18 protein-coding genes and 1 pseudogene are annotated in these 16,164 nt (G+C 48.2%); 9 read left to right on the forward strand and 10 right to left on the reverse strand.

Annotated elements, in window-relative coordinates; genetic code table 11:
* Window positions 1–131: 131 nt before the first annotated feature.
* From ACZYR9_RS22455 to ACZYR9_RS22490, 8 genes and pseudogenes are all read right to left on the reverse strand, one after another.
* On the reverse strand, window positions 132–638 hold the full coding sequence (locus tag ACZYR9_RS22455; protein WP_488980671.1) for a ZIP family metal transporter: 507 nt from the start codon (window positions 636–638) through the stop codon (window positions 132–134).
* A gap of 6 nt (window positions 639–644) precedes the next feature.
* Window positions 645–1,121, reverse strand: coding sequence for a signal peptidase II (gene lspA / locus ACZYR9_RS22460; protein WP_141336349.1), 477 nt, complete (start codon window positions 1,119–1,121; stop codon window positions 645–647).
* 73 nt (window positions 1,122–1,194) lie between these two features.
* Window positions 1,195–3,351, reverse strand: coding sequence for a heavy metal translocating P-type ATPase (locus tag ACZYR9_RS22465; RefSeq protein ID WP_488980672.1), 2,157 nt, complete (start codon window positions 3,349–3,351; stop codon window positions 1,195–1,197).
* The gene (locus ACZYR9_RS22470; protein WP_141336351.1) at window positions 3,344–3,712 is read right to left on the reverse strand and encodes an ArsR/SmtB family transcription factor; all 369 of its coding nucleotides are present in this window, start codon (window positions 3,710–3,712) and stop codon (window positions 3,344–3,346) included. The genes ACZYR9_RS22465 and ACZYR9_RS22470 overlap by 8 nt, the downstream gene beginning before the upstream one ends.
* A gap of 43 nt (window positions 3,713–3,755) precedes the next feature.
* Window positions 3,756–5,190, reverse strand: a pseudogene (lpdA, locus tag ACZYR9_RS22475) (dihydrolipoyl dehydrogenase).
* A 40-nt stretch (window positions 5,191–5,230) separates the two neighbouring features.
* Entirely contained in the window at window positions 5,231–5,572 is a 342-nt protein-coding gene (locus ACZYR9_RS22480; RefSeq protein ID WP_488980709.1) for a cadmium resistance transporter, read from the reverse strand.
* Complete coding sequence (locus ACZYR9_RS22485) at window positions 5,521–5,868, reverse strand: cadmium resistance transporter (protein WP_488980673.1); 348 nt, start codon at window positions 5,866–5,868, stop codon at window positions 5,521–5,523. Before ACZYR9_RS22485 ends, ACZYR9_RS22480 begins: the two co-directional genes overlap by 52 nt.
* A 140-nt stretch (window positions 5,869–6,008) precedes the next feature.
* A complete protein-coding gene (locus ACZYR9_RS22490; RefSeq protein WP_488980674.1) occupies window positions 6,009–6,203 on the reverse strand; it encodes a hypothetical protein in 195 nt (64 codons plus the stop codon).
* 817 nt (window positions 6,204–7,020) lie between these two features.
* Between ACZYR9_RS22490 and ACZYR9_RS22495 the strand changes: the two genes are divergently transcribed.
* From ACZYR9_RS22495 to ACZYR9_RS22505, 3 genes are all read left to right on the forward strand, one after another.
* Window positions 7,021–7,353: a helix-turn-helix domain-containing protein gene (locus tag ACZYR9_RS22495; RefSeq protein WP_373423936.1), complete on the forward strand. Its 333-nt coding sequence runs from the start codon at window positions 7,021–7,023 to the stop codon at window positions 7,351–7,353.
* A 68-nt stretch (window positions 7,354–7,421) separates the two neighbouring features.
* Window positions 7,422–7,868, forward strand: a complete 447-nt coding sequence (locus tag ACZYR9_RS22500) for an IS3 family transposase (RefSeq protein WP_488980675.1) — start codon at window positions 7,422–7,424, stop codon at window positions 7,866–7,868.
* 405 nt (window positions 7,869–8,273) lie between these two features.
* Entirely contained in the window at window positions 8,274–8,816 is a 543-nt protein-coding gene (locus ACZYR9_RS22505; protein ID WP_488980676.1) for a hypothetical protein, read from the forward strand.
* An 85-nt stretch (window positions 8,817–8,901) separates the two neighbouring features.
* Here the strand turns inward: ACZYR9_RS22505 and ACZYR9_RS22510 are convergent, their stop codons facing one another.
* The gene (locus tag ACZYR9_RS22510) at window positions 8,902–10,392 is read right to left on the reverse strand and encodes a CAP-associated domain-containing protein (protein ID WP_488980677.1); all 1,491 of its coding nucleotides are present in this window, start codon (window positions 10,390–10,392) and stop codon (window positions 8,902–8,904) included.
* Window positions 10,393–10,595: 203 nt separating this feature from the next.
* Window positions 10,596–10,736 carry a hypothetical protein gene (locus ACZYR9_RS22515; RefSeq protein WP_488980678.1) on the reverse strand — a complete coding sequence of 47 codons (141 nt, stop codon included), beginning with the start codon at window positions 10,734–10,736 and terminating at the stop codon, window positions 10,596–10,598.
* A 168-nt stretch (window positions 10,737–10,904) separates the two neighbouring features.
* Between ACZYR9_RS22515 and ACZYR9_RS22520 the strand changes: the two genes are divergently transcribed.
* Genes ACZYR9_RS22520 through ACZYR9_RS22545 form a run of 6 tightly spaced genes read left to right on the forward strand, consistent with a single transcriptional unit; the run spans window position 10,905 to window position 16,157 of the window.
* Window positions 10,905–12,380, forward strand: coding sequence for an aldehyde dehydrogenase (locus tag ACZYR9_RS22520; RefSeq protein WP_488980679.1), 1,476 nt, complete (start codon window positions 10,905–10,907; stop codon window positions 12,378–12,380).
* Between the two features lie 34 nt (window positions 12,381–12,414).
* Window positions 12,415–13,182, forward strand: a complete 768-nt coding sequence (locus ACZYR9_RS22525) for a 2-keto-4-pentenoate hydratase (RefSeq protein ID WP_488980710.1) — start codon at window positions 12,415–12,417, stop codon at window positions 13,180–13,182.
* A 26-nt stretch (window positions 13,183–13,208) separates the two neighbouring features.
* Complete coding sequence (locus tag ACZYR9_RS22530) at window positions 13,209–14,093, forward strand: acetaldehyde dehydrogenase (acetylating) (protein WP_488980680.1); 885 nt, start codon at window positions 13,209–13,211, stop codon at window positions 14,091–14,093.
* A gap of 19 nt (window positions 14,094–14,112) precedes the next feature.
* The gene (gene dmpG / locus ACZYR9_RS22535; protein ID WP_488980681.1) at window positions 14,113–15,141 is read left to right on the forward strand and encodes a 4-hydroxy-2-oxovalerate aldolase; all 1,029 of its coding nucleotides are present in this window, start codon (window positions 14,113–14,115) and stop codon (window positions 15,139–15,141) included.
* 9 nt (window positions 15,142–15,150) lie between these two features.
* Window positions 15,151–15,933, forward strand: coding sequence for a 2-keto-4-pentenoate hydratase (locus ACZYR9_RS22540; RefSeq protein ID WP_488980682.1), 783 nt, complete (start codon window positions 15,151–15,153; stop codon window positions 15,931–15,933).
* A gap of 29 nt (window positions 15,934–15,962) precedes the next feature.
* Window positions 15,963–16,157, forward strand: a complete 195-nt coding sequence (locus tag ACZYR9_RS22545; protein ID WP_488980683.1) for a 4-oxalocrotonate tautomerase — start codon at window positions 15,963–15,965, stop codon at window positions 16,155–16,157.
* Window positions 16,158–16,164: the final 7 nt, after the last annotated feature.

Below are 16,164 nucleotides of genomic sequence, written 5' to 3' on the forward strand. Positions count from 1 at the left end.
CCAGGTCTTCATCGTTTGCCCGCTTTCCTGATAGGCCGCAATGCGCTTCGTCCATATTTCCTGCAACGTCTCTTCCATCATAAGTCCATCCTCTCCAGGTATGATGGATTCATTGTGACAGGCTTTGCTTCCTATGAACAGGTTTGCTGGGTTTGACGCTTACGAATAAAAATAATGGATGAAATCGTGAGTCCGTCTGGTATTTTGTGAAGAAGCACGGCAATAAAGACCGTAATTCCCAAACGAAAATCGACCTCAAAACTGGCTGCGATCGACAACCCGTCAAAAAATGTGTGGATGAGCATACCGGTCATCGCGCCGACTGCCGTACTTTTTTCGTGCTGTGAAGCATGCGTTTCCTCGCCGAAGTGAAAATGACCGGCGACATATTGCTGGAAAAAGTAAATCGCCAGTACACCGATCAGGATGAAAATCGGGCTTGAGGAATCATGCTCCAAAGATTCCGGAATAAAATCCAAAATGGCGATAGCGATCAAAAGTCTTGCGCTTAAAGCCATCAAAGCATTCAGACCGCTACGCGACCAATCACGTTTTAACACAAAAACGAGACCGCCGATCACATTGGCGGCCGCCGTCAGAAATACATAAAGCAAACTGCCCCAATTCAGCACAACCACCCCGATCTACTCCTGCAAGCTCTGACTCGATGCCTTATCCGCTCTGGATGCCCGGAGCGTGTCAATCATGACCATAATAACCCCTGTCGTGATGAAGACATCCGCCATGTTAAATACCGGATAATTGATAAATGTTAACTCAAGCATGTCCACGACTTCGCCATGCAGAGAGCGATCTACAAAATTACCCAATGCCCCTCCAAAAATCAGCACTAATGCATAAGCGAGGAATTTTTTCCCGCGATAGATTTTGCGCAAGTAGATGATAATACCAATAAGCACGATGGCAGTCACCAAGATAAAAAACAGCCGCTGGTTTTGCAAGATACCAAACGCGGCACCCCGATTTCGAATGGATGTCAGTTGGATAAAACCCGGAATCAGCGGTATCTTTTGACCGATATCCATATAAGTCGCAACACTCCATTTGATCAATTGATCAACGGCAAAGGCGATAATGGCCACAACATAGTAACGAAGCACAACACACTTCCTTTCAAAGTAAAGAGTCAGGGGTATCACCCCTAACTCAACATGAATGTTCTAGCCTTTTCCTTTATTCTTTGACTCTCATTAGTCGTAGACCGTTTAACGCAACCAGGAGCGTTGCCCCCATATCGGAAAGGATGGCAATCCAAAGCGTTAACCAACCCGGGATGACGAGCAGTAAAGCAATCAATTTAATAGCAAGTGCAAAGGTGATGTTTTGCTTGATGATATTTAAAGCTTTGCGGCTTAGTTTTATCGCGAATGGAAGTTTTCTTAGATCGTCCCCCATTAAAGCAACGTCTGCCGTTTCCAGTGCGGTATCTGTACCGGCTCCACCCATGGCGATCCCAACTGTAGAAGCCGCTAGTGCAGGCGCATCATTGACACCATCGCCAACCATGGCTACGTTGCCGTAATCGGCTCTCAACTGTTTAATAAAGTCTAATTTATCCTGCGGCATCAGTTCAGCCTGAACATCCGATACGCCAACATGTCCGGCGATCGCATTTGCAGTACCCTTGTTATCACCGGTGAGCATAATGGTTTTTTTGATGCCAAGTTGATGTAACTTTTGAATGATTTCCTTACTGGATTCACGCACTTCATCGGCTACCGCAATAACCGCGAGAATTTCTTTGTCCGTTCCGACGACCATAGCCGTTTTGCCTTTGTTTTGCAGTGTGGTAACCAGTTGCTCTTGTTCGTTACTAAAATGAGCAGTAGCTAATTCTTTAAAGAGTTTGGGATTACCAATATAATAGCTTGTTCCGTTTACCGTACCCTTAATTCCTTTACCGGTGATGGAAGAAAAATCAGCAACCATGACGTCAGAATAAGAAATATTCGCTTCTTCTGCTTTTCTCATGATGGCCGAAGCAAGCGGATGTTGGGAACGATACTCTAAAGCTGTGATGATCGACAACAACTCGGTTTCATTTGTCTTCTTGCTAAACACGTTGAAATCCGTTACAACCGGTACCCCTTTTGTGAGCGTACCGGTTTTATCAAATGCAATGGCCTTTAAGGCACCCATTTCTTCGAGGTAAATACCGCCTTTCACAAGAACGCCATTTTTTGCTGCATTTCCGATCGCTGACACAATGGAAATCGGCGTGGAAATAACGAGTGCACAAGGACAACCAACAACAAGAACAGATAATCCTTGATAAACCCAGGTGGCCCAACTGCCATCAAAGAAAAGCGGAGGAATAACCGCAACTAAAGCGGCAACCACCATAATGATCGGTGTGTAGTATTTAGCAAACTTATCGACAAACGCTTGCGATGGGGCACGTTCTCCCTGAGCTTCCTCAACCAAGTGAATAATCTTTGCAATGGTCGTATCATCGACCAGCTTAGTTACTTTGACTTCAAGCAAGCCTTCTTCATTTAAAGTTCCGGCAAAAACGTCATCATCAATCGTTTTGCCAACGGGAACGGACTCACCGGTAATCGCTGCCTGATTGACGGCAGAGTTGCCACTGACAACCACACCGTCCATGGCAATCTTTTGACCGGGTTTGACAATCATGATATCGCCAACGGTGATGTCATCGACATTGACCATCATTTCTTGCCCATTTCGTCTAACAAGTGCTTCTTTTGGTGCGATGTCCATTAACGAACGAATGGATTGTCTTGCCCGGTCCATGGAGAATCGTTCTAACGCTTCACTGATTGCAAAGAGAATAACAACTATCGCACCTTCCGCCCATTCCCCAATAATCGCAGCTCCGATAATGGCCACAGTCATGAGCGTCTTCATATCAAATTCAAATCGCATCAAGTTCTGAAAACCAACTTTAAAGAGCGAGAATCCCCCGATCACAATGGAAGCTGCAAATAACAGAGAAGTGATCAGGTTTTCTTCTCCATTTACATATTGAGAAAGATAACCGAAAACGATTATTAAGACTGCATTCAATAACGTGCTGTGCTTTTTATAAAATGGTTCTTTCGTGCCTTTGTGTACCTCTTGTTTAGCTTCCCGCATCGGTTTTACGGGGGTCACTTTTAGATTTTCAAACGCACCGGCTTTCTCCAGTTCTTGAATTGTGGCATCGCCATAAACAGCAATTTTAGAAGCACCAAAATTCACTTTGGCATCCCGAACTCCCGGAAGCTGCTTCACATTATTTTCAAACTTTCCGGCACAATTCGCGCATGTGAATCCTTCAACGCGGTATACGTTTTTGTTCTCTAATGGTTCAGCCACTTTACTCAACGTCAACAACCTCCTTTTGATGCTCAATGGCGAGCCTTATCATTTGTTTGAGCTGCTCATCCTCCAATGAATAGAAAACAAGCTTTCCTTCTTTCCGATACTTGGCAATCCCCATGTTCCGTAGCAGCCGTAAATGATGGGAAGCCGTCGCCATGGTGGAGCCGATGATATTGGCCACATCGCAGACGCATAACTCATCCTCATCGCACAGTGCATAGGCAACCTTTAGCCGCGTATGGTCCGCAAGCACCTTAAATATTTGAGCCATATCCTGAAAATCATTTTTGCTTAGCTTTTCCTTAACCCGATTGACCTTATGCTCGTCATAACAAAAGATCTCGCATGTATCTTGGTTCTTCATCAAATCACCTCAATCTAACAATTATTTGATTATCATAATATTCCTATGCCATTGTTTTGTCAAAGGGAAAATCCTCAAAGGGATGGCCGAGAGCCACCTCTGCAGCTTCAGCTGATAGTTCCCCAAGTGTCGGATGCGCATGGATGGTAAGGGCCAGGTCTTCGATGGTCGTTCCCATTTCGCTCGCCAAGGCAATTTCCGGAATCAGATCAGACGCGTTTGTGCCTACGATTTGCCCGCCAAGGTATGAGCCCTGTTTTCTTATCGCCTACCAGCTTGACGAATCCCTCGGACGCACTCAAAGAGAGAGCACGCGCATTTGCCGCAAACGGAAACTTGCCAACCATGATGTCGTATCCCTTCTCCTTGGCTTCAGGTTCGCTAAGTCCTACGGAGGCAATTTCCAGATCGGAAAACACAACCGCCGGAATCGCTTGATAGTCGAAGGCGCTTGGCTGGCCAGCTATTGCTTCGGCAACCACTTTTCCTTCGTATGAGGCTTTATGCGCCAGTGCAGGGCCAGGGATGATATCACCAATCGCATAAATGTGAGGAATAGATGTTCGCCCTTGTTGATCGACTTCAACCAGTCCCCTGTCGCCAATTTTTACTCCAATACGGTCAAGACCGAATTCGCCATCGGTATTGGGACGGCGTCCTACTGTCACAAGAACGTAATCGGCCGTCACTTGTTGTTCTGCCTGATCCACCGTAAAGGTAACCGCGATTTCATCAGTCGACTGTTGTGCGGATTGAGCCATGGCGTTCGTGTACACCGTAACACCAAGGGAATCAAGATTTTTTCGCACAATACGGCTAATTTCACTCTCGAATCCGGGCAGAATCGACGGTGAACCTTCCAAAATGGTCACTTTGGTGCCGAACTTAGCGTACATTTGACCCAGTTCGATGCCGATATAGCCGCCGCCGATGACGACCATTCGTTTAGGGATTTCAGTAAGGCTCAGTGCCTCGGTGGAGGACAAAATTCGGTTCCCATACGGGAATGCTTTTAATTCAATTGGACGCGATCCGACTGCAACAATACAGTGGTCAAATTGGTATCGGAGCGATTCTTGTTCATTATAGAGACGAGCTTCCCGATCATTAATGAAAAGCGCCTCTCCTTTGAAGACCGAGATTTCATGCTTTTTAAGCAAGGATTGGATACCCGTTTTGAGGCGATTCACCACTTTCGACTGTTTCCACTGCTGAATCTGTGAAAAATCAAACTCAACGCCTGTCGCTTTTAACCCGGATATGCCGCTTTCCAGCATTTGTTCATACCGATGCGCCGCTGAAATCAACGCTTTGGACGGCACACAGCCGCAATTGAGACATACACCGCCGAGTTCCGATTTTTCCACCAGCAACACTTTCTTGCCAAGCTGCGCGGCTCGTATAGCTGCAACATAACCCCCAGAACCACCGCCGATCACCAACAACTGAGTGTGCTGGCTAGCGTCACCTACTACCATTGTGTTTCCCTCCAGTTCGTGATTTCGATTTTCCTTAACGTTACCCAAACAGCCTCATGAGATATGCAAATGAATCACCGTGCAGCATGATTGAAATACCTAATGCGATAAACACCAGTGGAACAATGACACTTCCGTACTTTTGCAGAATCCTTAGAATGGCCGGGAAGCTTGCCAGCCGATACGCAAGGAAACACCATACCGCGACCATCAAAAGGAACATAATCGCGATGTATAAAAGTGACGCGTTCCCCTGGGTCGTAAAATACGGGATGTATATGCCCAGGTTATCCCCGCCGTTGGCAAAGGTAATCGCAGCGACCTTACCGGTTAGTGGTCCAACAAACGGTTCTTTGAAGGTTGTGACTTTAGATCGCCCAATTTCTCAAGCGCCTCTTCCGCCTCATCTTCTTCCTTTTTTTTGAGGAACATTCGGATACCGAGATAAATGGGTATCAACCCAAGAAAACCGGCCCACTCGGTCGGCAAAAATGTAAAGCCGAAAGCCCCCAGTAAGCTTAGTACAACCAGCAATCCGAACCCCAGATATTGCCCTAGAACAACTTGTGCGTGCCGCGCTTTCTCGATCTGTGCGAAAAAGATCATCAGCACAAAAATGTCGTCAATGTTTGTCACGATGAATGTGCCAATAGCGGAAAGAATTAATGTGAGTGACATTGTGATTTACTCCATCCATTTGTATATTTCTTTAATCTACATGTTCTTATATCCAAATAATTATTTGATTAAATATCAATATTTATCAAAGGTTTAGTGCGGTTAGCCATTCAACCATTCGATATGCTACACGCTGCCATTCAGCCATCCAACATCATATCGTGTGCCATATTCGCGAAAACCTCCGGATTTGTACCGTACGCGCAAGCCGTCTGTTCAAGCTCATGGCTGTCAATGAGGAAGTCGTTTGCTGCGCCGAGCACAAGCATGGGGGTCTTGACCTTGTCGCTGGACCGGGAATCGTGCCATGTCCATAAAGGCCCGTAACGACTCATCTTGCAAGGAGCTGACGTACCGCCTGACCTGTTCTTGGGGCATGTTTGCTGAAAAGAATGCCTGAACCGCTCAGGTTTCGTTATTATAGAGATTCACTCGGCCTGTGATCAATGACTTCATCATCTTGCCAGGATTGCGAACGGCGGTTTTCACAGTGTTTTTCGCGTGCCACCCGGTGGTGCCGAAGCGAGCAGAACGCCAGCTGGGGCCGAATGGTCCTCCAAATACTCCCAAGCCCAAGAGCCATGAAAAGCGCCGTGGATAAACAGGATTGGGTTTGGTCGACTATTGGTTGAAGGGGAAAGTGAAACAAGATCACAAGTTGCCATAGTATGTACCTCCAGTATGTATCAATGCTTAGGCTATTTATCGCTCGGGCGATTTTTTAGTAATTCAACAATATAACAATCATTTGAATATGAAATTATTATACTTCCGATGTTTAATACAGTCAAACGATTATTTGAATGTTATAATTAGAAACAAAAAATATCGCTCGTCTATCCAAGGTGGCCTAAATTCATCGGATGGCCACCGTTCAAACAAAGATCCCTGCAATTTGCAGGGACCAGCTTCGTTATTTCTCATGCTCATTGATTTGCTGCACAATAAATTCGGCATCCTGGCCAACTCCACCAATCAAAGCGGAGCCTCTCCGGTATTCAATGAATTATATTGTGAACAGTTTGTAAACAGCTAGAAAACAGGCGACGTATGCCAAAAAAAGCCCTTGCAGATGCGATGAAGTGCACCCCTTATAATGAACATTGGAAAAACCCCTGGTTAATCCGATGAATTATAGGGGGTGCATTTTTTATTCCAGCTAAGAAGGGTCAAAAGTTTAAACATTATCCTGAATCTCTAAAAATGGAAGCCGTAAGGTTACATGAGGAAGATGGTTGGAGCTATAGAAAGATAGCAGAACATCTAGACATCCAGGATTGGTATCGGGTCAGGGTTTGGGTGAGAAAGTATCACGTAGGTGGAGAGGTCGCCATAGAGGATAGACGTGGAGATCCACACCGAATAGAGACGGAGCAAGAACGTGAAATTCGACGTCTCCAATTGGAGGTAGATGTTCTAAAAAAGTGGTTACACATCTTGAATCGGGAGGGTTGCAGAGCCGATACACAGTCATTGACGAACTAAAGAATGCAAGAAGTATAAAGGACTTGTGTACATATCTAAATATAAATAGAAGCGGTTACTACGCCTTCTTGAAGCGTAAAAAGGAAGATCGGGACGGCGAGTTAAAGCGTAAAATCAAAGCGATTTATGAAGAGCGAAATAAGATTCTGGGTTACCGTCGTATACAAGACGAACTGTACCGTCAGCACGATCTTATTGTCAATCACAAGAAGGTACTACGCCTTATGCAAGAGCTTGGTATCAAGGCAATTATTCGTCGAAAGATCCATCGGACGAGTTATGAAGCAGCTGTATCAGACGGGAGGATAGCTGAGAACCTGCTGCAGCGGGATTTTAAGGTGAATGGCCCTAATCAGAAGTGGGTAACTGATGTAACACAATATCGGGTATTTGACTTTCGCATTTACTTATCGGCGATTAAGGATCTGTGGAATGGTGAAATTATTGCCTATCATATTAGCAAACGCAACGATAATCCACTTGTATTCAAGGGAGATATCCCATGCATCTATTAAATTAATTGCCCTCAAGTTTATTTCGTGATACCGACGAACAACTTTGTTAACTAAGAAGTTATGACTCTCGTTCGTGGTTTTTCTCACCTTCTGGAATCGATTCAAATTTAACTGATTATTTTGAACTACAGTTTGATCTACCCAAGGAAATTGCCAAGATCGTCCAAGACCTGGATATATTTGATGTTGCTGATTTCAAAAGGAGAAGGTTTTCGTATATTTATTTATCTGGCAAAATTAATGGGATTAGACGACAAGTAAAGCTAATCATGGATGAAAATTCGTTAAATTCGTTTCTTCAATAACAGCATCAAGTATTTCGTTTATAAAATGAATTAGTTAAAAATCAACAAGTAGGGTTATGGCGCGACAAGCGATTTGTTCAACGCGTGGGGAACCGGCTATTTGGAGCCGTTTTCGACGATACGCATTACCTTCGGTACCATCCCGATCGTCGATTTGGTGTTCTGGGCGCTTATGCTCGGCGGCTGGCTGTGGGTTTTTCTACGCAAAAGAAGCGGGCGCTTGAATGGGCCTACGCACCGGGTGTACCGTACCGTATGGCTGCTGATCGCACTGCACGTAGGACTGCAGTCTGTTCAAGGCTACACTTTGTATAAACAGGTTAACGATCAATGCGAACAAGTAGCGCTTGCCGCGGATTTCGTTCCGGGGACGTTTACGGTCATCGGGAAGCATGGCGATACGGTTGATTTATCCAAAGGAACGATATGGACCGGCATTCGGCCGGTGACACAATTGAAGTCCAGTGAAGATGCCGATCTGGAAACATTGTTTGCCGCCAATCCGAAGGCCAGGACCTTATACGAGTGGTCGCCGTTCGTGGTGGTTGTGGATGACGACAAGCGCCTGGGGTTGTACGACCCGCGGTTTTACCGTAACGGTCAATCTTTCCTCTTCGAATATATGAACAAGGAGGGGCTATGAGCCCTTTGCCGCCTCCATCTCAAAAAAACGTCTCTTCCAAGGCTTGAAGCCAAAGAAAGAGACGTTTTATCTGTTTCAGCTTGCTTTAAGGCGTGTAAAAGTTTTGTGTGTAGTAAATCTTCATGTTTCCGCCGAAATGTACTCCGACACCCAGTCTTTGAAAATTTCCAAGCACATTTTTGCGGTGGCCTGCGGAATTCATCCAGCCATGATGGGCAAAGATAGCGCTCGTTTGACCCGCGGCGATGTTCTCGCCTGCAGAGCGGAATCTGAGGCCGTCCTGCTCCATTCGATCAAACGGGCTTAGACCGCTTAGGCTCGTATGGTCAAAGTAACCTTTGGCAGCCATATCTTGGCTGTGTTTGCGCGCAGTCACGGCAATGGCACTATCCCAGACGAACGGAGCGAATCCGAGCTTCGCCCGTCCTGCATTGGCGAGGTCAAAGCTTTGCCGTTCGTATGCTCTTGCCAGCGCATCGCTAGGCTGGGGATAAAAGGCTGCGAGCGAAAGCTCAGTGGATTGGCCGATCACCTGGACCCCGGTCACAACGTTGTCACGATGTACATCGTAGAAAAAGGTGACATAGGCGCCATTAATTTCATAGGTTCCGTATTCGCCTTTTCCGTAATTCATCATAAAACGGGTATTGCCTTTCAAAATGAATGAGACCGGATTTCCGTACTGCTTTTGTACTTCGGCTTTAGCTGAGCCGTCTGCGATCCCGCGGTCGGTGCTCCAGTTGGCCGATGGTGAATATAAAGCAACGACTTTATTGCCGCTGATGCCGATTTGTACATAGTCCTTGTAATTTTTGTTATAAACATACCATTGGAAGCCATATTCACTTGCGTCCCTGCGCGCGGGTTCTCCGAGCTTTTGCACAACCGTCTGGACAGAGTCGCCGAGCGCAATGCCTTTAACGGAAATCGGCGCGTTCGTGACCGCCGGAGAGCTTACCGGCGGCTGTACAGGCGCCGGTACGGGTGCCTGCGCAGGTGCTGTGGACGCATACAAGCGAGCGGCATTTTGCTTCATATTAAGAATGAATTGGACCGCTTCGGCGCGGGTGAATTTGTCCCCTGCTCTATACCCTTCGATCGTAGCCGCGGTTTTCCCTTGAGACAAACCCTGATCCAGCAAGAAAAGGATAGAATCGTTTAAGCCGAGCGCTTTGTTTTGCGTGGCGGCGATCAATTGTGCCACATATCCCCGATTGTATACGCTTCGATTAGCATTGTTTAGGACAGGCCACTTCTTTTCCCATGCATAGTTATAATATGGCTCATACCAGGCTTGGCCCGTTTTTCTAGCAGACATGGCCGTATCCGGATAAGCTCGCAGCAGCATCGCGAGAAACTCAGGCTCGGAAACCGCCTGATTAGGACGAAACGTTCCATCCTCGTAACCATCGACAACTCCGTTATTGACCGCCCATGCTACGGCTTTAGAGCTCCAATGGCTGGACGTATCTTTGAAACCTTCTAAGCCCGCAGCCGTGGATGACGGCACGACGGATAAAACGGAAGTAACGCCCAGAGCGACCGGAAGCACGTAAGACAACCATCGTTTATTCAATTTGCATTCCTCCTCTCTATAAAATTCGTGTCCATCTTTCAATATTAGTCGGTTTTTATAATTTTCATGACAATCTCAACCAGTTTTTGATATAATTCCGTTAGATATTATAACCCCTCATCACCTAGAGTGAGCAACAAAAGAACCGACCGCTGCATGGGGCAGCAGCCGGTTCTCAGCGGAGCTTTTTTTACCTGTCGGCGCTATTTCTTTTTGCCGGTATTGCGTGCTTCAGCGGCTTCGCGGGAAACGGTTTCTTCCGCCAGTTTGTCGCCGAACTGATCCAGGCGGCTTGGGCTGCTTGCAGGACCGTCATTGTCAGGCTTGCTGTTTCTTCCACTCATGAGCGATCACCTCCCTGGATTATCGTGCCTAACATCCCGCCAAATTATAACAGTCGATTGAATTCCGTATAACAGAACGCTAGCCTTGTGAAGGGCTTGCCGCGGATTTAAGATGAAGCTATCCCTAAACCGTAACCGGTTTATTCCAAATCTAGGAGGATGGTTTCAATGCAGACACAATCCGTAAGCAAGCCGCAAACCAAGGCAATCGACTGCATGCATTTTATTGACGGGAAATATGTTCCGTCGTTGAATGGCCGGACATTTGATAATATCAATCCGGCAACGGAAGAGGTGCTCGGGAAGGTAGCCGAAGGAGGCAAGGAAGAGATCGACTTAGCGGTCGCCGCAGCCAAGAGAGCTCTAAACGGCCCTTGGAAGACGATGCCGCTGAATGATCGGATTGCCGTTCTCCGCAGAGTGGGGGATCTGATTCTCGAGCGTAAGGAAGAGCTTGCCGAGCTGGAGTCGCTGGATACCGGCAAACCCGTCTGGCTGTCCGGCAGCATCGATATTCCGCGGGCCGCATATAACTTCCACTTCTTCGCCGATTATTTGCGTTCCGATGGAACGGAAGCGTATTCAATGGACAATGTGGCGATTAACTACGCCATTCGCCGTCCTCTCGGTGTTGTTGGTTTGATCAATCCCTGGAATCTTCCGCTGCTGCTTATGACCTGGAAGCTGGCTCCATGCCTGGCGGCAGGGAATACGGTCGTGATGAAGCCGGCCGAATTAACGCCGATGACGGCGACGGTTCTGGGTCAAATTTGTCAGGATGCAGGTATTCCCGACGGCGTGGTGAATCTCGTGCACGGCTTCGGACCCGATTCCGCCGGCTCGGCCTTGACGGAGCATCCGGAGGTCAACGGCATCTCGTTCACGGGCGAAACGACAACCGGGAAAATCATCATGGGCGCCGCTTCCAAAACGCTCAAACGTTTGTCCTATGAATTAGGCGGCAAAAATCCGAATATTATTTTTGCCGATTCGAATTTGGACGAAGTGATTGAAACCACGATGAAATCAAGTTTTATCAATCAAGGGGAAGTATGCCTGTGCGGGTCGAGAATTTATGTGGAGCGTCCCGCATATGAATCATTCTTGGAGAAGTTTGTGGCCAAAACCAAAGAACTGGTTGTAGGCGATCCGTTTGCAGCCAAAACGAAAGTGGGAGCTCTGATCAGTGAAGAGCACTATCACCGCGTCAACAGCTACATTGAATTGGCCATGCAGGAGGGCGGTACGATCCTCACCGGGGGCCGACGACCGGAGGGGTTGGATAAGGGCTACTATTTGGAGCCCACCATTATCACCGGGTTGGACAGCAGCTGCAGAACCGTAAAGGAAGAAATTTTCGGACCGGTGGTCACCGTTATTCCTTTCGACACGGAGGAGGAAGTTCTCGCTCAAGCCAATGACACTCATTACGGGTTAAGCGCTTCCGTGTGGACCAACGATCTGCGTCGCGCTCACCGGGTAGCCGGACAAATTGAAGCAGGGATCGTATGGGTGAATACCTGGTTCCTCCGTGATCTCCGCACTCCATTCGGCGGAATGAAGCAGAGCGGGATCGGCCGTGAAGGCGGCAAGCACAGTCTTGAATTTTACTCTGAGCTAACTAATATTTGCATTAAGCTCTAATGAAGGAGGAATCGCAGTGAACGTGATCAAGAGCATGTCCTTTGCGGATCATCTGGCCAAAGCGGAACAAACGGGAGCCGGCGTTGAACCGTTGACGGTGCTGGAGCCTGGCATCACGATTGAAGAAGCCTATCACGTCCAATTAAAAACCATCGAACGGAAAGTCGAGGCCGGAGCCAAAATCGTAGGTAAAAAAATCGGCCTCACCTCGCTTGCCATGCAAAAGCTGCTTGGTGTGGACCAGCCTGACTATGGCCACTTGTTGGATACCATGACGGTGGACAACGGAGGGGCGATTCCGTTTAACCGTGTTCTTCAACCGAAAGTCGAGGCGGAAATCGCGTTCAAACTAAAGCGCGACCTGATCGGTCCCCGGGTGACGGTGACCGATGTGCTGCTGGCCACGGAATATGTCATGCCTGCGCTTGAGATTGTGGACAGCCGGATTAAGGATTGGAAAATCAAGCTTCAGGATACGATCGCTGATAATGCTTCTTCCGGGTTATACGTGTTGGGCGGCAAACAGGTAAAGGTGCACGAAGCGGATTTGGCGCAAATCGGCATGGTCCTTTACAAGAATGGAGAAATGGTCAATACCGGCGTAGGCGCGGCTGCCCTTGGCCACCCTGCAAGCTGCGTAGCGTGGCTTGCAAATAAATTGTTTGAATTCGGTATTGTGTTAAAAGCAGGAGAGGTCATTCTTTCCGGAGCGCTTTCCGCCGCGGTCAATGCGGAGCCGGGCGATTCCTTCAGCGCAAGATTAGCTCATCTTGGAGAAGTCAGCGTAAGCTTCACGGACTAAATCATGAGGTAAGGGGGAAGGCATAGATGTCTAAGGTAAAAGCGGCTATTCTGGGTTCAGGAAATATCGGTACGGATTTGATGATTAAACTCGGACGCTCCGAAGTGTTGGAGTTAACGGCCATGATCGGGATCGATCCCGAATCGGACGGCTTGCGCCGTGCCAAAGCAATCGGTTGCCGGACATTTGACGGCGGATTAAAGCAGTTTTTGGAGGAAGCTCCGGAATTGGCAGACATCGTATTCGACGCTACCTCGGCCAAAACGCACATCCGTCATGCCAAAATGCTAAGAGAAGCCGGCAAGCTTGCTATTGACTTAACGCCCGCTGCGGTGGGGCCTTACGTCATTCCGGCTGCGAATCTGAATGCACATATGGAAGCGGATAATATTAATTTAATCACATGCGGCGGCCAAGCTACCATTCCCATTGTACATGCCATTAGCCGTATCCATCCGGTGAGCTATGCCGAAATCGTAGCCACGATTTCAAGCGCGAGCGCAGGCCCTGGAACTCGCGCCAATATCGATGAATTCACAGAAACGACGTCACATGGTCTTGAACAAATCGGCGGTGCCCAAAAAGGAAAAGCGATCATCATCATGAACCCTGCGGAGCCTCCTATTCTTATGAGGGATACGGTATATGCGCTAGTGGAGGGACAGATCGACGAAGCGGCTGTAACACGTTCCATTACGGACACGGTAAGCTATATTCAATCCTACGTTCCCGGATACCGGCTTCGGTCCGAGCCGATCTATGACGGTAATAAAGTAACCGTTTTCCTGGAGGTGGAGGGAGCGGGGGATTACCTGCCCAGATATTCCGGCAACCTCGATATCATGACGGCTTCTGCGGTCAAAGTGGCGGAAGAATTCGCCAAAAATAGAATAAGCCAATCTGCGGTATAACGGGAAGGAGAGAATGAAATTGTCACAACAACGCGATATAGTGATAACGGAGGTTGCGCTTCGCGACGGGAGCCATGCTATTGCTCATCAATATACGGTAGAGCAGGTCACGAATGTAGCCAGAGCCTTGGATGAAGCGAACGTGCCTTTTATTGAGGTTTCTCACGGCGACGGACTTGCCGGCTCGTCTCTTCAGTACGGTTTATCCCGGACCAACGAAATGGAATTGATTGAGGCTGCCGTTTCCGTTTGTAAAAATTCGAAAATCGGCGTACTTCTGCTCCCGGGCATCGGTACGATTAAAGATTTAAACAAGGCCGCCCAATTGGGCGTCGGGATGGCGCGCATAGCCACCCACGTAACCGAAGCGGACGTATCGGCGCAGCATATCGCCAGATCTAAGGAATTGGGACTGACGACCGTTGGCTTTCTGATGATGTCGCATATGGCTCCTGTGCAAAAGCTGGTGGAGCAGGCCAAATTGATGGAAAGCTATGGCGCGGACACGGTGTATGTCGTGGATTCTGCCGGGGCTCTTCTTCCGCATCAAGTCAAGGAAAGAATCCGTGCGCTCAAGCAAAGTCTTTCGGTCAACATCGGATTTCATGCCCATAATAATCTGTCCTTGGCGATGGCCAATACGCTGGTGGCTATAGAAGAAGGGGCAGCCTGGATTGACGGCAGCGTAAGATGCCTCGGGGCAGGAGCGGGCAATACGCAGACAGAGGTTTTGATCGGGGTATTGGATCGTTTGGGCATCCAGACCGGCGTGGACTTTTATAAAATGATGGACCTTGCCGAGGAGATCGTCGCCCCCATTCTAACTACACCGCAGGAAATTACCAGAGACAGTCTGGTGCTCGGTTACGCGGGCGTTTACTCCAGCTTCCTTCTGCATGCGCAGCGTGCCGCCAAAAAATTCGGGTTGGATTCCAGGGATATTCTGGTCGAATTGGGCAAGCGCAAAGTGGTAGGCGGTCAAGAAGATATGATCGTGGATGTCGCCGCGGAAATCGCCAAACACAATAATAAAGTGGCTTCCCACTAGGAGGACGTTATGGACCGAAACGAATGTATCAGCATAGCCCAATTCTTGATCGATGCCGAAGTCGGCAAAAGGGAAGTTACCCGGATCACTGCAGAGCATCCCGATCTGACGGTTGATGATGCCTACCGTATTCAAGAGGAGCTGGTCGGCATCAAGCTTGGGCAGGGATATCGGATCATCGGCCCCAAAATGGGGCTGACGAGCCTTGCCAAGATGAAACAAATGAGCGTGGAAGAACCGATTTACGGTTATATTTTTGATTACATGGTGGTCGACGGTCATGCACTGCACTTAAGCGAGCTGATTCATCCGAAGGTAGAGGCGGAAATCGCCTTTATTTTACGCGAGGATCTTCAGGGCCCGGGGGTAACGATTGAGCAGGTATTGGCTGCAACCGAGTACGTGGTTCCCGCCCTTGAAATTATTGACAGCCGGTACGAGAATTTTCAGTTTACCCTGCCGGATGTCATTGCCGACAATACCTCTGCTTCAAGGGTGTTTATCGGTCCAACGATGAGAAAGCCCGAGGATTTGGAGCTCGATTTAGTCGGTGTAACCCTTTCGATCAACGGTGAACTGAAAGATTTCGGCGCAGGGGCCGCTGTATTGGGTCATCCTGCCGAATCGGTTGCAATGCTGGCCAATATGCTGTCGCGCAGAGGGCTCAAGCTGAAGGCGGGTCAGGTCATCCTTACCGGCGGAATTACCGGGGCCCTGATGCTAACGCTTGGGGACACGGTTACCGTGAAGTGGGACGGTCTCGGAACGCTGGAATTCAGAGTTGAGGAATAGCCACTAACATAATGGAGTTGAAATGAACGATGCCTATCGTAAATATTCAGATTCTTGAGGGGCGTCCCCCTGAGAAAGTGAAAGAATTGATCGCAGGCGTTACCGATGCCGTAGTTGAAAAGCTTGAGGTCAAAAAGGAATCCGTCCGCGTCGTGGTCACGGAGGTTCCCAAGACGCACTGGGGGATCGGCGGAGTTTCCGTTTCCGATATTCCAGGCAGATAAGAGAGGC

The sequence above is a fragment of the Paenibacillus sp. F024 genome, assembly GCF_057814255.1.

Coding starts and splice junctions, on each gene's coding strand:
- ACZYR9_RS22470 (WP_141336351.1), bottom strand. CDS start 3,712: ATGAAGAACCAAGATACATGCGAGATCTTTTGTTATGACGAGCATAAG.
- ACZYR9_RS22485 (WP_488980673.1), bottom strand. CDS start 5,868: ATGTCACTCACATTAATTCTTTCCGCTATTGGCACATTCATCGTGACA.
- ACZYR9_RS22490 (WP_488980674.1), bottom strand. CDS start 6,203: ATGAGTCGTTACGGGCCTTTATGGACATGGCACGATTCCCGGTCCAGC.
- ACZYR9_RS22515 (WP_488980678.1), bottom strand. CDS start 10,736: ATGAGTGGAAGAAACAGCAAGCCTGACAATGACGGTCCTGCAAGCAGC.
- ACZYR9_RS22520 (WP_488980679.1), top strand. CDS start 10,905: ATGCAGACACAATCCGTAAGCAAGCCGCAAACCAAGGCAATCGACTGC.
- ACZYR9_RS22525 (WP_488980710.1), top strand. CDS start 12,415: ATGTCCTTTGCGGATCATCTGGCCAAAGCGGAACAAACGGGAGCCGGC.
- ACZYR9_RS22530 (WP_488980680.1), top strand. CDS start 13,209: ATGTCTAAGGTAAAAGCGGCTATTCTGGGTTCAGGAAATATCGGTACG.
- ACZYR9_RS22540 (WP_488980682.1), top strand. CDS start 15,151: ATGGACCGAAACGAATGTATCAGCATAGCCCAATTCTTGATCGATGCC.
- ACZYR9_RS22545 (WP_488980683.1), top strand. CDS start 15,963: ATGCCTATCGTAAATATTCAGATTCTTGAGGGGCGTCCCCCTGAGAAA.